This window comes from Amycolatopsis sp. cmx-4-61 (assembly GCF_046548775.1).
In the GTDB taxonomy this organism is placed as follows: domain Bacteria; phylum Actinomycetota; class Actinomycetes; order Mycobacteriales; family Pseudonocardiaceae; genus Amycolatopsis.
The window spans coordinates 46,018-63,407 of record NZ_JAEBEI010000001.1 but is presented as its reverse complement, the minus strand read 5'-3'; the positions used below and the strand labels follow the sequence as shown (position 1 = coordinate 63,407).

The 17,390-nt window shown below is 69.7% G+C and carries 16 protein-coding genes; 6 read left to right on the top strand and 10 right to left on the bottom strand.

Features of this window, described 5'->3' with window-relative positions; genetic code table 11:
* The first annotated feature begins 6 nt into the window (after positions 1 to 6).
* From nuoL to nuoN, 3 genes are read left to right on the top strand one after another with little or no spacing between them, the layout of a single operon-like run.
* Positions 7 to 1,908, top strand: a complete 1,902-nt coding sequence (gene nuoL, locus ACLJOU_RS00275; protein WP_410561772.1) for an NADH-quinone oxidoreductase subunit L — start codon at positions 7 to 9, stop codon at positions 1,906 to 1,908.
* Positions 1,908 to 3,458, top strand: a complete 1,551-nt coding sequence (locus tag ACLJOU_RS00270) for an NADH-quinone oxidoreductase subunit M (RefSeq protein ID WP_410561770.1) — start codon at positions 1,908 to 1,910, stop codon at positions 3,456 to 3,458. The genes nuoL and ACLJOU_RS00270 overlap by 1 nt, the downstream gene beginning before the upstream one ends.
* A gap of 2 nt (positions 3,459 to 3,460) precedes the next feature.
* Positions 3,461 to 5,029 (top strand): NADH-quinone oxidoreductase subunit NuoN, encoded by a 1,569-nt coding sequence (gene nuoN / locus ACLJOU_RS00265; protein ID WP_410561768.1) that lies wholly within the window; start codon positions 3,461 to 3,463, stop codon positions 5,027 to 5,029.
* 44 nt (positions 5,030 to 5,073) lie between these two features.
* Here nuoN and ACLJOU_RS00260 read toward each other — a convergent pair whose 3' ends face one another.
* From ACLJOU_RS00260 to ACLJOU_RS00245, 4 genes are read right to left on the bottom strand one after another with little or no spacing between them, the layout of a single operon-like run.
* Complete coding sequence (locus ACLJOU_RS00260) at positions 5,074 to 5,742, bottom strand: ESX secretion-associated protein EspG (protein ID WP_410561767.1); 669 nt, start codon at positions 5,740 to 5,742, stop codon at positions 5,074 to 5,076.
* Positions 5,739 to 7,025, bottom strand: a complete 1,287-nt coding sequence (locus tag ACLJOU_RS00255) for a hypothetical protein (protein WP_410561764.1) — start codon at positions 7,023 to 7,025, stop codon at positions 5,739 to 5,741. The genes ACLJOU_RS00260 and ACLJOU_RS00255 overlap by 4 nt, the downstream gene beginning before the upstream one ends.
* A complete protein-coding gene (locus tag ACLJOU_RS00250; RefSeq protein ID WP_410561762.1) occupies positions 7,025 to 7,651 on the bottom strand; it encodes a DUF3558 domain-containing protein in 627 nt (208 codons plus the stop codon). Before ACLJOU_RS00250 ends, ACLJOU_RS00255 begins: the two co-directional genes overlap by 1 nt.
* A complete protein-coding gene (locus tag ACLJOU_RS00245; protein WP_410561760.1) occupies positions 7,651 to 7,923 on the bottom strand; it encodes a hypothetical protein in 273 nt (90 codons plus the stop codon). Before ACLJOU_RS00245 ends, ACLJOU_RS00250 begins: the two co-directional genes overlap by 1 nt.
* A 570-nt stretch (positions 7,924 to 8,493) precedes the next feature.
* On the opposite strand from ACLJOU_RS00245, the gene ACLJOU_RS00240 reads away from it, so the two are divergent.
* Entirely contained in the window at positions 8,494 to 9,546 is a 1,053-nt protein-coding gene (locus ACLJOU_RS00240; protein WP_410564636.1) for a polyprenyl synthetase family protein, read from the top strand.
* 23 nt (positions 9,547 to 9,569) lie between these two features.
* Positions 9,570 to 10,808 (top strand): hypothetical protein, encoded by a 1,239-nt coding sequence (locus ACLJOU_RS00235; protein WP_410561758.1) that lies wholly within the window; start codon positions 9,570 to 9,572, stop codon positions 10,806 to 10,808.
* 53 nt (positions 10,809 to 10,861) lie between these two features.
* Here the strand turns inward: ACLJOU_RS00235 and ACLJOU_RS00230 are convergent, their stop codons facing one another.
* The 4 genes from ACLJOU_RS00230 to ACLJOU_RS00215 all read right to left on the bottom strand — a co-directional run bounded on the left by ACLJOU_RS00230 (position 10,862) and on the right by ACLJOU_RS00215 (position 15,307).
* Positions 10,862 to 11,200, bottom strand: coding sequence for a VOC family protein (locus tag ACLJOU_RS00230; RefSeq protein ID WP_410561756.1), 339 nt, complete (start codon positions 11,198 to 11,200; stop codon positions 10,862 to 10,864).
* Between the two features lie 97 nt (positions 11,201 to 11,297).
* Entirely contained in the window at positions 11,298 to 12,362 is a 1,065-nt protein-coding gene (locus ACLJOU_RS00225) for a 2-oxoacid:ferredoxin oxidoreductase subunit beta (RefSeq protein ID WP_410561753.1), read from the bottom strand.
* Positions 12,359 to 14,284: a 2-oxoacid:acceptor oxidoreductase subunit alpha gene (locus ACLJOU_RS00220; protein ID WP_410561752.1), complete on the bottom strand. Its 1,926-nt coding sequence runs from the start codon at positions 14,282 to 14,284 to the stop codon at positions 12,359 to 12,361. The genes ACLJOU_RS00225 and ACLJOU_RS00220 overlap by 4 nt, the downstream gene beginning before the upstream one ends.
* Positions 14,285 to 14,542: 258 nt before the next feature.
* Complete coding sequence (locus tag ACLJOU_RS00215) at positions 14,543 to 15,307, bottom strand: enoyl-CoA hydratase (protein ID WP_410561750.1); 765 nt, start codon at positions 15,305 to 15,307, stop codon at positions 14,543 to 14,545.
* Positions 15,308 to 15,344: 37 nt separating this feature from the next.
* Between ACLJOU_RS00215 and ACLJOU_RS00210 the strand changes: the two genes are divergently transcribed.
* Positions 15,345 to 15,734 (top strand): hypothetical protein, encoded by a 390-nt coding sequence (locus ACLJOU_RS00210; RefSeq protein ID WP_410561749.1) that lies wholly within the window; start codon positions 15,345 to 15,347, stop codon positions 15,732 to 15,734.
* A gap of 26 nt (positions 15,735 to 15,760) precedes the next feature.
* Here the strand turns inward: ACLJOU_RS00210 and ACLJOU_RS00205 are convergent, their stop codons facing one another.
* Positions 15,761 to 16,417, bottom strand: coding sequence for a polysaccharide deacetylase family protein (locus tag ACLJOU_RS00205; protein ID WP_410561746.1), 657 nt, complete (start codon positions 16,415 to 16,417; stop codon positions 15,761 to 15,763).
* An 81-nt stretch (positions 16,418 to 16,498) separates the two neighbouring features.
* Positions 16,499 to 17,326, bottom strand: coding sequence for a dimethylargininase (gene ddaH / locus ACLJOU_RS00200; protein ID WP_410564635.1), 828 nt, complete (start codon positions 17,324 to 17,326; stop codon positions 16,499 to 16,501).
* Positions 17,327 to 17,390 lie beyond the last annotated feature (64 nt).

The window sequence follows — 17,390 nt, the reverse complement described above, 5'->3', positions numbered from 1 at the left end:
CCCCGAGTGACCGCATCATCGTGGCTGCTGGTGGCCCTCCCCGCCCTCGGCGCCCTGATCCTCTTGCTGGCGGGGAAGCGCGCCAAGGCCTGGGGGCATCTGCTCGGCTGTGCCACCGTCACCCTGGCTTTCATCTACGGGCTGATTCTGTTCTTCAGCGCGAACACGAGCACGACGTCCGACGTCAAGCTCTACTCGTGGATCCCGGTCGGCCAGCTGCAGGTGGACTTCGGGCTGCGGATCGACGCGCTGTCGCTGACGTTCGTCCTGCTCATCACCGGCGTCGGCATGCTGATCCACTACTACTCGATCGGCTACATGGCCGACGACGAGGGCCGGTACCGCTTCTTCGCGTACCTCAACCTCTTCGTCGCGTCGATGCTGATCCTGGTGCTGGGCAACAGCTTCGTGACGCTCTACCTCGGCTGGGAAGGCGTGGGTCTCGCGTCCTACCTGCTGATCGGCTGGTACCAGGGCCGCCCGTCCGCCGCCACCGCGGCGAAGAAGGCGTTCCTGATGAACCGCGTCGGGGACGTCGGCCTCGCGCTGGCGATCTTCATCATGTTCAAGTACGCGGGTTCGACCGGCTACGCGCAGGTCTTCCAGGCGGTCGGCGACGGCAAGTTCTCGCCGGGCGCGATCACCGCGATGGCGATCCTGCTCCTGCTGGGTGCCTGCGGTAAGTCCGGCCAGTTCCCGCTGCAGGCCTGGCTCCCGGACGCGATGGAGGGCCCGACCCCGGTGTCGGCCCTGATCCACGCGGCGACGATGGTGACCGCGGGGGTCTACCTGGTGGCCCGCTCGAAGGACATCTTCAACGCCACCGAGGACGGCCGCCTCATCGTCACGCTGGTCGGCACGGTGACCCTGCTGCTCGGGTGCATCATCGGCTGCGCGTACGACGACATCAAGAAGGTCCTCGCGTACTCGACGGTCAGCCAGATCGGCTACATGATGCTGGCCGTCGGCCTCGGGCCGATCGCCTACGCGCTGGGCATCATGCACCTCGTCGCGCACGGCTTCTTCAAGGCCGGGCTGTTCCTCGGGGCCGGGTCGGTCATGCACGCCATGAACGACGAAGTCGACATGCGGAAGTTCGGCGGGCTGCGCAAGCACATGCCGATCACCTTCATCACCTTCGGCCTCGGCTACCTGGCCCTGATCGGCATCCCGCCGCTGTCGGGCTTCTTCACCAAGGACGCGATCATCGAAGCGGCGTTCGGCCAGGGTGGCTGGCGCGGCTGGGTGATGGGCGGCGCCGCTCTGCTGGGCGCCGGGCTCACCGCCTTCTACATGACCCGCCTGATGGTGATGACGTTCTTCGGCAAGGAACGCTGGAAGGACCTCAAGAGCGCGGACGGCCACGACTTCCACCCGCACGAGTCGAAGTCGGTCATGTGGATCCCGATGGCGGTCCTGGCGATCGGCTCGGTCGGCGCCGGCGCGTTCTTCGCCCTCGGCCACCGCTTCAGCGACTGGCTGACTCCGTCGGTCGGTGAGCTGGAGGAGGCGCACCACCTGCCGGTGGACGCCTGGGTGATCTCGGTGGCGGCGGTCGTGCTCTCGCTGCTCGGCGTCGCCCTCGCGTACCTGATCTTCCGCCGTGACGTCCCGGTCGAGCAGCCCCAGCGGGTCTCGTTCGTCACCCGGGCCGCGCGCAAGGACCTCTACGGCAACGCCCTCAACGAGACGCTGGTCGCCCGCCCGGGCACCTGGCTCTCGCGGGCGCTGGTGTACGTCGACAACCGCGGCGTCGACGGCGCGGTCAACGGCCTGGCCGCCGGGCTCGGCGGCGGGTCCGGCCGGCTGCGGCGGCTGCAGACCGGGTTCGTCCGGTCGTACGCGCTGTCGATGCTGGGCGGCACGTTCCTGCTTCTGGCGGCTCTCCTGCTGGTGAGGTTCTCCTGATGACCTGGTTGCTCATCCTCATCCTGGTGCCGCTCGCCGGCGCCGGCGTGCTGGCGTTCCTCAAGGGGAACGACCGCGCCGCGGTGCTGGCCGCGCTGGGCTTCTCCATCCTCGAGCTGGTGCTGATCATCCCGTTCTGGCTCAGCTACTCGCCCTCGGGCGCGCGGCTGCAGATGACGTCGAGCTTCGACTGGATCCCGAGCTTCGGGGTGCACATCGCGTTCGGCACCGACGGCATCTCGCTGATCATGATCGCGGTGATCGCGCTGCTGGTGCCGATCGTCGTGGGCGGGCTCGGCACGCTGGACAAGCTCCCGGCGGACCGCAGCGCGGGCGGGTTCCTCTCGCTGATCCTGCTGCAGGAAGCGCTCACGATCGGCGTGTTCGCCGCGACCGACGTCTTCCTGTTCTACGTGCTGTTCGAGATCATGCTGATCCCGATGTACTTCCTGATCGGCGGCTACGGCGGCGCGAACCGGCAGTACGCGGCGGTGAAGTTCTTCCTGTACTCGTTCCTCGGCGGCCTGATCATGCTGGCGTCGGCGATCGGGGCGTACTCGCTGGCGAAGGACAAGATCGGGCACGGCACCTTCGACTGGGCCACGCTGGTCACGGTCGTCCGCGACGCGCCGCTGTCCACGCAGATCTGGCTGTTCCTCGGGTTCTTCCTGGCCTTCGCGATCAAGGCGCCGCTGGTGCCGTTCCACACCTGGCTGCCCGACGCGGCGGGGGAGGCGCCGATCGGCGTCGCCGTCCTGCTGGTGGGCGTGCTGGACAAGGTCGGCACGTTCGGGTTCCTGCGCTACTGCCTGCCGATGTTCCCCCAGGCGAGCAAGACCCTCGCCCCGCTGGTGCTGGTGCTCTCGGTGATCGGCGTCCTGTACGGCTCGATCCTCGCCGCGGGGCAGCGGGACATGAAGCGGTTCATCGCCTACGTGTCCATCGCCCACTTCGGCTTCATCTCGCTGGGCATCTTCGCGTTCAACGAGCAGGCGATGGTCGGCTCGGCGACGTACATGCTGAACCACAGCCTGGCGACCGGCATGCTGATCGTGGTGATCGGCCTGGTGATCGCGCGCGGCGGGTCGTCGCGCATCTCGGACTACGGCGGCATGGCGAAGGTGACTCCGCTGCTCGCGGGCCTGTTCCTCCTGGCGGGTCTGTCCACGCTTTCGCTGCCGGGCACGAACTCGTTCGTCTCGGAGTTCCTGGTGCTCATCGGGTCCTTTGTGGACCATCCGGTGTACACGATCCTCGCCACGGTGGGCATGGTCCTGGCCGCGGCGTACGTCCTGTGGCTCTACCAGCGGGTCTTCCAGGGCCCGGTCCGCGGTGACGCGCTCGTGGGCGTCGGCGGGGGCCCGGGCACCGCGATCGCGCCGGAGCTGGGTGCGAAGAAGGCGATCCGCGATCTGAACGGCCGTGAGATCGCGATCCTCGCGCCGCTGGTCGTGCTGATCATCGTTCTCGGCTTCTACCCGAAGCCGGTGCTCGACACAGTCACCCCGACGGTGCAGCAGACGCTGTCCGCGGTCCAGGGAGGCAGGTAAAAGTGCTCGACATCCTCCTGACCCAGGCGCCGGCGCCGATCGCGACGCCGTCGATCGACTATCCGGCGGTGCTGCCGGTGCTGATCGTCCTCGGTGCGGCGTGCGTCAGCGTGCTGGTCGAGGCGTTCGCGGCGAAGCGGTCGCGGTTCGGCATCCAGGTGGGCCTGAGCCTGGCGGCGATCGTGGCTTCCGGTGTCAGCCTGATCATCTACGCGACGGGCAGCGCGCCCGCGGGTGGCGTGACGACGTTCAGCGGCGCGATCTCGATCGACCGGCCGGCGCTGTTCCTCTGGGGCACGCTGCTGGCGCTGGCGATCGGCGCGGTGCTGCTGATCTCCGACCGCGTGGTCGAGCCGGGCGGCGCGCTCGTCGCCCAGGCGGGCATCCGCCCGGGCACGGTCCAGGACCGCGCGCAGACGGCGACGGTGATGCAGACCGAGGTGTTCCCGCTGACGCTGTTCGCGCTCGGCGGCATGATGGCGTTCACCGCGGCGAACGACCTGCTGACGATGTTCATCGCGCTGGAAGTGCTTTCGCTGCCGCTGTACCTGATGTGCGGCCTCGCGCGGCGCCGCCGGCTGCTGTCGCAGGAAGCAGCGGTCAAGTACTTCCTGCTGGGCGCGTTCTCCTCGGCGTTCTTCCTGTACGGGCTGGCGCTGCTGTACGGCTACGCGAACTCGGTGAAGCTGGGCGACATCGCGGCCGCGGCGGCCGGTTCGGACCGGTCGGACACGCTGCTGTTCGCCGGCCTGGGTCTGCTGGTGGTCGGCCTGCTGTTCAAGGGTTCGGTCGGCCCGTTCCACACCTGGACCCCGGACGTGTACCAGGGCGCGCCGACGCCGGTGACGGCGTTCATGGCGGCGTGCACGAAGGTCGCGGCGTTCGGCGGGATCCTGCGGGTGCTGTCGGTGGCGTTCTCGTCGACTTCGTGGGAGTGGCGCGGAGTTCTCTGGGGCGTGGCGATCATCTCGATGGTGATCGGCGCGGTGCTGGGCCTGACCCAGACGGACGTCAAGCGCATGGTGGCGTACTCGTCGATCGCGCACGCGGGCTTCCTGCTGGTGGGCGCGATCGCGATGACTCGCGACGGGTTGTCGAGCACGCTGTTCTACCTGCTGGCGTACGGCTTCACGACGCTGGCGGCGTTCGGGGTGATCAGCCTGGTCCGGGACTCCTCGGGCGAGGCGACGCACCTGTCGGCGTGGGCGGGTCTCGCCAAGCGCTCACCGCTGGTGGCGGGCGTGTTCACGTTCTTGCTGTTGGCGCTGGCCGGTATTCCGTTGACGTCCGGTTTCGTCGGCAAGTTCGTGGTGTTCTCGGCGGCGCTGTCGGACGGAATGGCCCCGCTGGTGGTGGTGGCCCTGGTGTTCAGCGCGGTGGCCGCGTTCTTCTACCTGCGCGTGATCGTCCTGATGTACTTCTCGGAGCCGGCGGCGGACGGCCCGTCGGTATCGGTCCCGGGCTTCGGCACCGGAACGGCGATCTTCCTGGGCACGGCGGTGACGCTAGTGCTGGGCCTGGTCCCGGCGTTCGCGCTCGGCTGGGCGGGTTCGGGCGGGTTCGCTTTCTGAGGTTTGGTTCTTGGGGCCGCCACTCTCTTCGGGGAGTGGCGGCCCTATTTCAGTTTTCGGCTCAGTTGGTGCGGCTCGCCGGGCAGCACGCTGATGTAGCCGTCAGCGAGCGCGATGCCGATACGGCCTTCGCGCAGGTCGAGGTAGCTGACGGTTTTGTCGTTCGTCTGGAGTTGCCCGACGCCGTAGTGGGGTTGCTGGAAGAGAGCGTCGAGTTCCTGGGCTTCCCGGCTGCGCGCGGGAGCGTCGTCGAAGATGTCGCTTTCGTTTTGTGGCTGAAAGTCGGCCTGCGGAAGCGAAAAGGGCCTGATGTCCGCGGGCCGGTAGCCGGGCAGCTGCGCGACGAGGGCATCGGCGGGGTGGGTGTCGACATCGGTGAGTTCGACCTGATCGCCCCGGCAGACAACGCAGACCTTGCTCCGGCCTTTGACGGCGACGAGCACCCCGATCTGCCCGGTGGTGTCCCGGGCGTGGGCGACGTACTCCTGGGCCGGGTGGTCGATGAGGTGCAGGACGTCTTCGAATTCGGGCGTGAAGCCGTTTCCTCGGGTGAAACCGTAGGGGCCGAGTTCTTCCACGGCCCTTCGGGTGATCTGGTCCTTGGCTGCCGGTGGGATGTACCGGAGCCCTTTCGCGAAAACGGGGTGCGGATCACCGCAGCCGACGTGCCGCATGGCGGTCAGGAGGCTGTTCAGCGAGAAGACAGCGGTCATCGGTTCTTGTTCCGGTTTTCGCCGATGACCGGTGGCATGGGTTTCTCGATGAAGCCGCCGAAGGTTTCGTCGGGATCGGGGTTGCGCAGGTAGGGCGCGGTCTTCTTTTCGCGGTCTTCTTCTTTGCCCCCGCGCCCATTGGCGGGGGCGCCCATGGGGAGCCCGTTGGCGCCGCGGGGGCCGGCGGAGCCGCGGGCGGGGGAGGTGCCGGGGAAGCGTTCTTCGGGAAGGCGGGCGCCGCTGCTGCCGCCTGGGGTGCCTGGGGACCGCATGCCGGGGCGGTTCCCTGTGCCGGTGTTGGTTCCTGGTGTGCCCGGCGTTCCCGGTCCGGTGCCAGTGCCCGTGCCGGTTTGGTACCCGCCGTAGGTTCCGGTGCCGGGGCCGAACCCGTCGGGCCAGTTGGTACCGGTGAGGTTGCTGACGGGCTGCCCGGTGGGCCCGAACTCATACCCACCCTGAGCGGCGGGGAGGACGGGCCGGGGGACGTAGCTGTTGGCGTGGGTGGCGTCGGAGGGGGTCGTTCCGGGCGGCCGGACCTGGTTCTGCGGGATGGGCCGGTTCTGCTGGACTTGTTGGTTCGGCTGATTCGGCTGGTTCGGTATCTGGTTCGGGTCGAGGTTCCCACCGGTGACGTGGTCCTGCCCGGGCCGAGCGCTCTGCCGATCCTGGGCGGGAACGCGGGTTTGCCGCGGATTCAGCGGCCAGTCCCCGGTGTCGGTGGGGCCGGGGGTGCGGGCGGAGGTCGTCATGGAGACGGGGGCGCCGGAATCGGTGAGCTGGGCGTACTGGGAGGGCATCTGGCCGCCGTTGGCGGTGCTGGCGGAGTGGTAGGCACTGAAGGCGTCGATGTTGGCCTGGCTGTCGGCCTGCCACCCGGCCACTTTGGTGTTGTAGGAATCCCACCCTTGCCCGGTGAGCACATGCAGAACATCATCAGCCCCCAATTCCGGCGGCTGAGCAGCAACGGGCTTCACGGAATGCTTGGCGGTCCCGAAGGCATCCATCTGAGCCGCGACGGCGGTCTGGGCATTCCGCAGGCGAACGGCATCATCAGCAGCGGCCTGAACAAGAGGCCGAGTGGCATCGGCGGCAGCATCCCCACCATCACCCCGCCAGCCGGCCATGGTCTTGGCCCGGAGAGCACTGATCCGCTGGGCGCGTTCCACCATCCGATCGGTCAACTGGGCGGCCCCATCCTGGGCATCAGCCAGCGAGTCGACGCCCTCGCCTCCGGTGATCTGCTCGTAGATCTCCGCCGCTGTCAGCGGCCCCTCGGTCGCCATCAGTTCCCCCCGCGGAGGTTGCCCAGAACCTGTGCGGCGATGTCGTGGGCCGCCCCACAGGGATCCTTCTTGCCGATGTTCTTCTCGGACTGTGCGATGTGCAGGTCGACGGCCTGGGTATCGCTCACTCCGATCGCCACCGCGCACCGCCCACGAGTCGCTCGTTCGTCGCTCACGCCATAGGCGACGAGCGGGAAGCCGTCGACCGATTCCATGGGCTGGAAGAAATGATACTTCGTATCCTTCGCCTGATAGACGCTCGTCAGCCCGAGGTGATCGGCGTTTACGAAGATGACTCCGATCCCCGCTTGGGAAACTTCGGCTGAATCCCATGAGCAAGTCGGCCCAGCGGGTGCGTGTAGGTCCGGCTTGCCTGACACGCCGGACCCGAGAAGCGCGGCAACTTGACTGCCGGTCAGTGCGCCACACGGCTCCTGTTTGAAGCGCGCTACGTCAATCGGATGCGTCACCTTGGGAACACCTGGCCCCGGAACCGCGCTGGTGCTTTCGGACGGTGAGACCGTGCCTGAGGCAGAGCTGACAGCCGACGGAGTGCCCGGATTGGTGGTGGAGCACCCTGCCGCCACGAGCAGCAACGCGCTGAACATCAAGACAGTACGGCGCATCAGAGACTGCCTCCGGTTTGCGTGATTCCCGTGGTGTGAGCATCCTCGGCGCGCGCGTACTTACCCAAGGCGGCTTCGAACCTGGCGGCCATGTTGCGGCAGTATTCTTCCCGAGCGGCAAGTGTCGACAGCAGAGCTTCGCCGGATTGATGAATTTTTTCCGCGTTGCCGCCACTCGCGTACTCGAGCCCTGGGCCTTTTACGCGGGTGAGCGTCAGTGCTTGATCCTGGTCGTGTTTGAACTCGTTCGCCAGGTCGTTCCATTCGTGCATCAGCTCACGAAGCGTCGCCTCGTCGTACTCGAACCCGCCGGAGCCGGAACCCGACCCCGACCCCGCCGCCCCATACGACCCAGCGAGGGGGACACCCTTCGGCCCCGGCAGTTCCCAATCCCCACCCGGGTCGTAAACCGGACCCTCAGACACAACCCACGACCGTCGTCATCAGCTCTCCCCTAGCTTGCAGTGTGCTCCACCCCGAGCACCCTGCGTATCCGACGCATCGCACCCTACCAGGGTTCCCGCACCCCAAACCCAGGTCACGAGCGCCGCGGCCATCCCTCCAGGCCGCGGCCCTCGTGACGTTCATGCGGCCGGGCTAACAGCCCGCCCGAGGTCCTCCGGCTACGGGCAACAGGACCGTTCCCCGCCTCGATGTCCGCCCGCCGGGGAGGTCGGTTGCGCCTGGAAGCTGCGGTCACCCTTTCGAGGAGCGGGAACCACCCGGGGCGGTGTCATGTTCGTCACCGTTTCCGCTGGACAGCGGGTAAACGACCGCGCGGTGCAGCCACTACGCTCAAGGGGAACCGACCGGTGCACGAGTAGAGCGGAGCCGACGTGTCTGTGCCTTCCCCAGCCCCCGGGGCGGGATCCCTCCCCGCTGCGCCGGGCGGCGCCCTCGACGACCTGCGGGCGTCGGTCGGGCTGCAGATCGCCGACGAAACCCTGCTGCGCTCCATCGCCGGCGGGCTCACCGAGGTCGAGAAGCTGCTGCGCGAGGTCGTCCGCAGCGACGTCCAGGCCGTCAACGACGCCGCGCTGCACCTGGTCGAGGCCGGGGGCAAACGCTTCCGTCCGCTGTTCACCCTGCTCTCCGCGCAGTTCGGGCCGAAGCAGGACGACCACGTCATCATCGCCGCCGCCGCGGTCGAGCTGGTGCACCTCGCGACGCTCTACCACGACGACGTCATGGACGAGGCCGACATGCGCCGCGGTGCCGAGAGCGTCAACGCGCGCTGGGACAACACCATCGCCATCCTCACCGGCGACTTCCTCTTCGCGCACGCTTCGCGCCTGGTCGCCGACCTGGGCACGGACGCCGCGCGGATCATCGCCGAGACCTTCGGGGAGCTGGTCACCGGCCAGATGCGCGAGACCGTCGGCCCCGGCCCGGGTGACGACGCCGTCGCGCACTACCTCACCGTGATCGCCCAGAAGACCGGCTCGCTGATCGCCACCTCGGGCCGGTTCGGCGGCATGATGTCCGGCGCCGCCGAGGAGCACGTCGAGGCGCTGCGCCGGTTCGGCGACATCATCGGCACCGCGTTCCAGATCTCCGACGACATCATCGACATCGCCTCGCCGTCCGACGAGCTCGGCAAGGCGCAGGGCACCGACCTGCGCGAAGGCGTCCGGACGCTGCCCATGCTGTACGCGCTGGCCGACCCCGGGACCGACCCGCGGCTCCTCGAGCTGCTGTCCGGCCCGCTCGCCGACGACGCCCTCGTGCAGGAGGCGCTCGAGCTGCTGCGGGTCAGTAGCGGACTCGATCGAGCACGCGCCACCCTTTCCGACTACGCTCAGCGCGCGCGAACCGAGCTCACCGCGCTGCCCGCGTCACCCGCCCGGGACGCGTGCGAGTCGGTCGCCGACTACCTGGTCGCGCGCACGCGCTAAGCACTTAACAGGGGCAGGGAAAGATGTCCATATTCGGACAGGTGTGGCTGTGGAGCCTGGCCGCGTTCTTCGTCGGGGTCCTCCTGACCTGGCTGGTGCTCGTGCTGCCGCTCCGCAAGAGCGTCCGCCGGCTGGAGAGCTCGCTGGCGCAGGCCCACGCCGACGCCGCGCGCACCCCCGCCAATGCGGCCGCGGTCGGCGGCGGTGACGCGTTCCGCCGGCCCGAGCCCGAGCCGGAGCCGTCGCGCCAGGAGACCTCCTACCCCGGCACGCTGGTCGCCGCGCCGCCGATCCACCGCGACGACGTCCACGACGACATCGACGAGGACTTCGCCGAGCTGGACGCCCAGGTGCCGTCGCGGATGCCGCCGGAGCCGGAACCCGTCCGGGCGCCGGAGCCGGAGCCCGAGGAAGACGGCCCGTACCGGAGCGCGGCGGCCCAGTTCCTGACGCCGGAAGACGAGCCGGACCGTGCGGCCACGACGCAGTACCTGGCCCCGGTCGGGGACTCCTTCGACGAAGACGCGGAGCTCGAGTCGCTGCCGCGGCACCAGGAGAAGCCCGACGTCGATGCGGCGGGTTCGCTCTTCCAGCCGCCGTCCGCCGAGGCGGCGCCCCCGCCGGACTGGTTCGACGACGAGTTGCCGTCCGAGCGGTCGGCGTTCGAAGAGCCGGTGGAGCGCACGCGCTTCATCAGCGCCCACCCCGGTTCCGTGCGCGACGACGAGCCGGACCAGGACGACGACGAGGACGACGACGAGGCGCCGCAGTACGCGTTCGGCGGCGACATCGCCGAAAGCGAGCTGGACGTGCCCCCGGAGACCCCCGCCGAAGCGACGCAGGTGCTGCCGAAGCGGCAGCCGCGGGAGGCGGTGCGCGGCGGTTTCGACGCGCCCCAGCCGATCCAGCCGTCGATGCGCACGGTCGAGCGCCGCGAACCCGAACTGTCCGGCGCGCACAGCGGTTCGCTGTTCGAGCCGTCGGTGCAGCCGCACCAGGCGGCCACCGGCATCGCGGCGCCGGAACCGCCCCCGGCTCGCCAGGCCGCGGGCGACTCGGTGCCGCCGGGTCCGTTCGGCCCCGGTTCGGCGATGCCGCGCCCGGGCGGCGGGGCGCCCAGCGACAGCTTCGCCGTGAAGGCCAGCGTCACGGCTTTGCGGTACTGCACCGAGGAATCCGCCCAGTTCCCGAAGATGGTGGCCGAGGTGTGGTTCCGGACGGCCGAGGACGCCGAGCGCGTCGGGTTCCGCCCGCTCAGCTGAATTTCCCGCCACGAGGGGCACCTTCACGACGGTGAAGGTGCCCCTCGTGGCATTCAGGCGGCCTGGAACAGCACCAGGGCCGCGCCGCCGGGGTCGGTCACCACGACCAGCGAGCCGAACGGCAGATCGGTGCGCTCGCGCACCAGCGTTCCGCCCAGCTCCAGGGCTTTCGCCGCGGCGGCGTCCACATCGGACACCGGCGCGTAGGGGAGCCACTGCGGTGTCCGGTCGTCGCCCGGGGCGAGCTCGGTGAGGCCGCCCCAGGGCGCGCCGCCGCTCGTCAGGAGCGTGCCGGTCGCCTCCCAGCCCAGCAGCTCGGCGAAGAACCGCCTGCTGCCGGCGGCGTCGGCGGTGCGGACGTCGAAGAACACGAAAGGTGTTTCAGGTCGCATGACCTGAAACTTAGGACATGTGTCCCAACGAAGGCAACCCCGGAACGCCGAAGGCCGCCATGCACGGGGCGTGGCGGCCTTCGGGAAGAACCAGCGGTTACGCGACCGTCCAGGTGTCCTTGCCGCGCAGTAGGGCCTGCAGGTCCGGCTTGCGGGCCGCGCGGGCCTCCTCGACCTGGGCGCGGGCGCCGTCGTCGTACGTCGGGCGCTCGACCTGGCGGAGGATGCCCGTCGGGACGTGGTTGAGGTTCTGGTCGCCCAGGCGCGACAGCGCGAACGCGTACGACGTGTCCGCGATCGACGGGTCGTGCACGACGATGTTGTCTTCACCGATGTCCGCGACCTTGGCGACGTCCAGGCCGCCCCAGTCGCCGCGCTTGACGCCGAACTCCTGGTTCGGGCCGAACCGGATCGGCTCGCCCGCGCGCAGCGGGATCAAGCGCGTCGCGGCCTCGTCGGCGTCCTTCAGCACTTCGAAGGCGCCGTCGTTGAAGATCGGGCAGTTCTGGTAGATCTCCACCAGCGCCGAACCGCGGTGCTGCGCGGCCGCCTGCAGGACCTCGGTCAGCCCCTTGCGGTCGGAGTCCAGCGCCCGGCCCACGAACGACGCCTCGGCGCCGATGGCCAGCGACAGCGGGTTGAACGGCGTGTCCACCGAACCCATCGGCGTCGACTTGGTGACCATGCCCTGCCCGGACGTCGGGGAGTACTGGCCCTTGGTCAGCCCGTAGATCCGGTTGTTGAACAGCAGGATCTTGATGTTCACGTTGCGGCGCAGCGCGTGGATCAGGTGGTTGCCGCCGATGGACAGCGCGTCGCCGTCGCCGGTGACGACCCACACCGACAGGTCCGGGCGGGTGGTGGCCAGGCCGGTCGCGATCGACGGCGCGCGGCCGTGGATCGAGTGCATGCCGTAGGTGTTGAGGTAGTACGGGAACCGCGACGAGCAGCCGATGCCCGAGATGAACACGATGTTCTCGCGCTTGAGGCCGAGCGTCGGCAGGAACGACTGCACCGCGTTCAGCACGACGTAGTCGCCGCAGCCGGGGCACCAGCGGACTTCCTGGTCGGACTTGTAGTCCTTGGCCTTCTGCGGCTCGTCGGTCGTCGGCACGAGGTCCAGGCCGCCGGCGGTGGGGAGCCCGATGTCGATTGCGGTCACTTCGCCGCCTCCGTAGCAACGCTGGTGATGATCTCCGAGAACAGGTTCTGCAGCTCTTCGGCCTTGAACGCCATCCCGGCGACCTTGGTGTGCGAGTGGACGTCCACCAGGTACTTCGCCCGCAGCAGCAGTGCCAGCTGGCCCAGGTTCATCTCCGGCACCACGACCTTGTCGTAGCTGCGCAGGATGTCGCCGAGGTTGGCCGGCAGCGGGTTGAGGTGCCGCAGGTGCGCCTGCGCGATCGGCAGGCCGAGCTTGCGCACCCGGCGGCAGGCCGCGCCGATCGGGCCGAACGAGCTGCCCCAGCCGAGCGCGAGCACGCGGGCCTTGCCGCCGCTCGGGTCGTCGACGACGAGGTCCGGGACGTCGATGCCGTCGATCTTCGCCTGCCGCAGCCGGACCATCTTGTCGTGGTTGGCCGGGTCGTAGGAGATGTGGCCGGTCTTGTCGGCCTTCTCCAGCCCGCCGATGCGGTGCTGCAGCCCCGGGGTGCCGGGGATCGCCCACGCGCGGGCGAGGGTCTCGGGGTCGCGGACGTACGGCCAGAACTCGCCGGAGTCGTTGTCCGCGTTGGGCTCGGTCGCGAACTCGACCCGCAGGTCGGGCAGCGTTTCGACGTCCGGGACCAGCCACGGCTCGGAGCCGTTCGCGATCGCGCCGTCCGAGAGCAGCAGCACCGGCGTGCGGTACTTCAGCGCGATCCGGGTGGCCTCGACGGCCGCGTCGAAGCAGTCCGCCGGCGACAGCGGCGCGACGATCGGGACCGGCGATTCGCCGTTGCGGCCGAACATCGCCTGCAGCAGGTCGGCCTGCTCGGTCTTGGTCGGCAGGCCGGTGGACGGGCCGCCGCGCTGGACGTCGATGACGACCAGCGGCAGCTCCACCATCACGCCGAGGCCGACGGCTTCGGACTTCAGCGCGACACCCGGCCCGGACGTCGACGTGACACCGAGCGCGCCGCCGTAGGAGGCGCCGAGCGCGGCGCCGATGCCGGCGATCTCGTCCTCGGCCTGGAAGGTGATGATGCCGAAGTGCTTGTGCTTGGACAGCTCGTGGAGGATGTCCGACGCCGGGGTGATCGGGTACGTGCCGAGCAGGATCTGCAGGCCCGAGCGCTGCCCGGCGGCGACGATCCCGTACGCCAGCGCGGTGTTGCCGGTGATCTGCCGGTAGGTGCCCCGGGCCAGCTTCGCCGGCGCGACCTGGAACGTCGTCGCGAACGACTCGGTCGTCTCGCCGTAGTTCCAGCCCGCGCGGAAGGCCAGGATGTTCGCCTCGGCGATGTCCGGCTTCTTCGCGAACTTCTCCCGCAGGAACCGCTCGGTGCCCTCGGTCGGCCGGTGGTACATCCACGACAGCAGGCCGAGCGCGAACATGTTCTTGCAGCGCTCGGCGTCCTTCTTGCCGAGGCCGGTGTCGGCGAGCGCGCCCTGGGTCAGCGTCGACATGGCGACCCGGTGCACCTGGTACGGCGCGAGCGTGTCGTCGTCCAGCGGGTCCGTCGCGTAGCCGACCTTGGTCAGGTTGCGCTTGATGAACTCGTCGGTGTTGAGGATGATCGTGCCGCCGTGCGGGACGTCACCGAGGTTCGCCTTGAGCGCGGCCGGGTTCATCGCGACCAGCACGTCCGGCCGGTCGCCGGGGGTGAGGATGTCGTAGTCGGCGAAGTGCACCTGGAAGCTCGAGACGCCGGGGATGGTGCCCTGCGGCGCACGGATCTCAGCGGGGAAGTTCGGCATCGTCGACAGGTCGTTGCCGAACGCGGCGGCTTCGGACGTGAAGCGGTCGCCGGTCAGCTGCATGCCGTCACCCGAGTCGCCCGCGAACCGGATGACCACCCGGTCCAGCTTGCTGACCTCGGTCGGCCTGGTTGCGGCGAGCGAGCCGTGACCAGCGCCGTTGCCGTTCGCACTCGTGCTCATGGGTCAGGGATTCCCTCTCTCCCGACGGTACGGCTTCCGTTCGCCTGCCGGTGCCGCGGCTGCGCTCACCAGGTCTACTCCCGAGGTTAGCTCGCCCTCAACACCGATGTTGGTAGTGTCCCGGGTGCTGGGCGACTTCATCGGTGCTCTTGTTCGGTTCTCCGCAGGTACGCCGGATATGTGTTACTGATGGTAACGGGTAGCCGTCGAACCGCGTTGTGATGCGTGTCTCCCGGAGGGTAGGGCCGTCCGCTTGAGTCACGGCTGAGAACGAATTCGGTCCCGCATCAAGGAAAGCCGCTCGGCGAATTCCGGGGACGCCAGCGAGGCCAGCTGCGGGGTGATCTCGACGTCGACGGCGTCCCGGTGTTCGGCCAGGCCCGCGGTGGTGCGAAGGCTGCGTTTGGTGGCGATCAGCGCCTCGCGCGGCGCGCCGACGGCGGGGTGAGCGAGCTCACGCGCGGCGGTCAGCAGTTCGTCATGGCCGCCGTCGACCACACGCAGGGCGAGCCCGGCGCGCACGGCCGCCTCGGCGTCGAGGGGTTGGCCGAACAACGTCATCGCGGCGGCCTGCTGCGGGCCGGCCAGCCGCTGCGTCATCCACGTCATCCCGCCGCCCGGGTGCAGCCCGAGTTCGAGGAACCGCGCGACGAACTTCGCCCGCGGCCCGGCCAGCCGGACATCGGCGGCGAGCGCGAGGTTCAGCCCCGCCCCGACGGCCGCCCCGCCGACGGCCGCGATGGTCGGCAGCGCGCACCGCGCCACGGCGAGGAAGCCCGCGTAGATGGCCCGCAGGCCGGCTTCGTCGGCCTCGGCGAGGGCCGAAAGGTCGGCCCCGGCGCAGAAAGCGGGCGGCGTCCCGGTGACGACGACGGCGTGCACGGACTCGTCCCGTTCCGCGGCGTCGACGGCGGCCGCGAGCTGCGCGGAGAGGTCGAGGGTCAGCGCGTTCCGGCTGCCGGGCGCGTCGACGGTGAGGACGGCGATGCCGCCGTCGTGCTCGCTGACGATGCTGTCGGTCATGCGGCTCAGGGTGGCACGCTGCGGTAGGAGTGGGGACATGGGGGAACTGGTCGGGATCGTGGTCAAGGGCATCGTCGTGGTGGTGGGCAACCTCCTGACGATGATCGACACGGCCGAACTGCTCGGCGCCCGCCGCCGGCGGGCCCGCGCGGCGGCCTCGGCTCGCGGCGAGCGCGTGGAGTACCCGTGCGTGCTGCGGGACGCCGAGCTTACGGCGGGCCGCGAGCGGCGCGGCCGGCTGGTGGTCGGCGACGGCCCGGTGCGGTGGCGGTCGCTGCGCGAGGAGCCGGCGCTGTTCGACCCGGGCGAGCTGACGATGCAGGCGGTGGATCGCCAGGCGGTGACGTTCCACGCGGCGGGCGGCCGGACGGAGCTGCGCCTGCACCCGGACGAGGCCCCGGCGGTGCTGCGCGCCCTCGGCGGCTGAGGCCGCCGGCCCCCTGCGACCCCCGCCTACCGGGCCGCGCGGCGGAACAGCCGGTTCGCCCAGTGCGCAGCCCGTTTCGACCCGGCCAGCACGCTGTCCAGCCAGTCGCCGTCGAGGTCGTGGGGGAGCTCCGTGCGGGCCTGCAGCCAGCCGTCGCGGCGGGCCTCGCCGCCGTCGCTCGAATACACCCTCGTGGCGCCCGCCTGCCGCAGCCGGGCCAGCACCCGCCGGTCGTACGCGCCGAACGGCAGTGAATACCGGCGGACCGGCCGGCCGCACAGGTCGCCGAGCAGCTGCGGGGCGTCCCGGAGCTCGCGGTCGGCGTGCAGGTCGTCGAGCCGCCGCCAGTCGCGCGGCTCCCAGCCGTGGGAGCCGATCTCCATGCCCGCGCGCACGAGCTCGCGCAGCCCGTCGCGGTCGAGGTAGCCGCGCTGGCCGAGGCGGCCGGCCAGCGGGAAGAACTCCGCCGTCAAGCCGCGGTCGGCCAGCCGGGGCAGCACGATCTCGACGTCGGAGTCGTTGCCGTCGTCGAAGGTGAGGCGGACGTCTTCGTGCTCCGCGGCGACGTCGAGGACGCGCTCGAACTGCTCGACGGTCAGCCAACGCTCGTCTTCACCGGGGTCGAGCTGGCGCGCCGGTCGGCCGACCCCGTGCATGGCGAGGATCACCGTCACCACTCCCACCGCCTGCCACCGCGAGTAGTCGATTTGTTACTTCGATTAATCGCGGTGGCAAACGGGTGAGTTACACGATTTTGCCGTCAGTTAGCCTTTGCGGATTTCCAGCGTGCAGCACTTCGGGCCGCCGCCGGCTTTGCGCAGCTCAGAGACGTCGACGTAGACCGGCTCGTACCCCCGGGCGGCAACAAGTTCACCCAGTCGGGTGGCCTCGACGGGCAGGACGACGTTGCGGCCGTCGGAAACGCCGTTGAGGCCGAAACATTCGGCGTCTTCCTTCGTCGCGAGCACCGCGTCCGGGAAAATCCGCTCCAGCACGCGGCGCGAACCGGCCGAAAACGCTTCCGGGTAGTAGACGATCTGCGCCCGCGTCGAGTCCGTCGCCTCGGCGAGGACGAACAGGGCCGTATCGAGGTGGTAGTAGCGCGGGTCGACCAGCTGCAGCGAGACGACCGGAACGCCGAGGACCTCCTGGGCCTCGGCGTGCGCGGCCGGATCGGTGCGGAACCCGGTGCCGGCCAGCAGCAGGGAGCCGGTCCAGGCGAAGTCGCCCTCGGCCTCGTTGATCTTCTCCGGCATGGTGATGTCGCGGTAGCCGTGCTCGACGAACCAGCGGCGGAAGTGCTCGGCCTCGGCGGCGCGCTGCGGGGCGCGGAACCGCGAGCCGAGCACGCGGCCGTCGACGACGGTGCCGGAGTTGGCGGCGAAGACCATGTCGGGCAGGCCGGGCTGGGGCTCGATTTCCTCGACGGTGTGGCCGAGGCGGCGGTAGGTGTCGCGCAGCTCGGTCCACTGCGCGACGGCGACGTCCGCGCTGACCGGCTGGGTCGGGTCCATCCAGGGGTTGATCACGTAGTCCACCGCGAAGAAGCGCGGGGGGCACATGAGGTATCGACGGGTGGTCGGTACGCGCATCGCCTGCATGAGAGCAGGGTAAGGGGCGCCTAATTCCGCAATCAATCGCTGTTCGCTGCGCGTA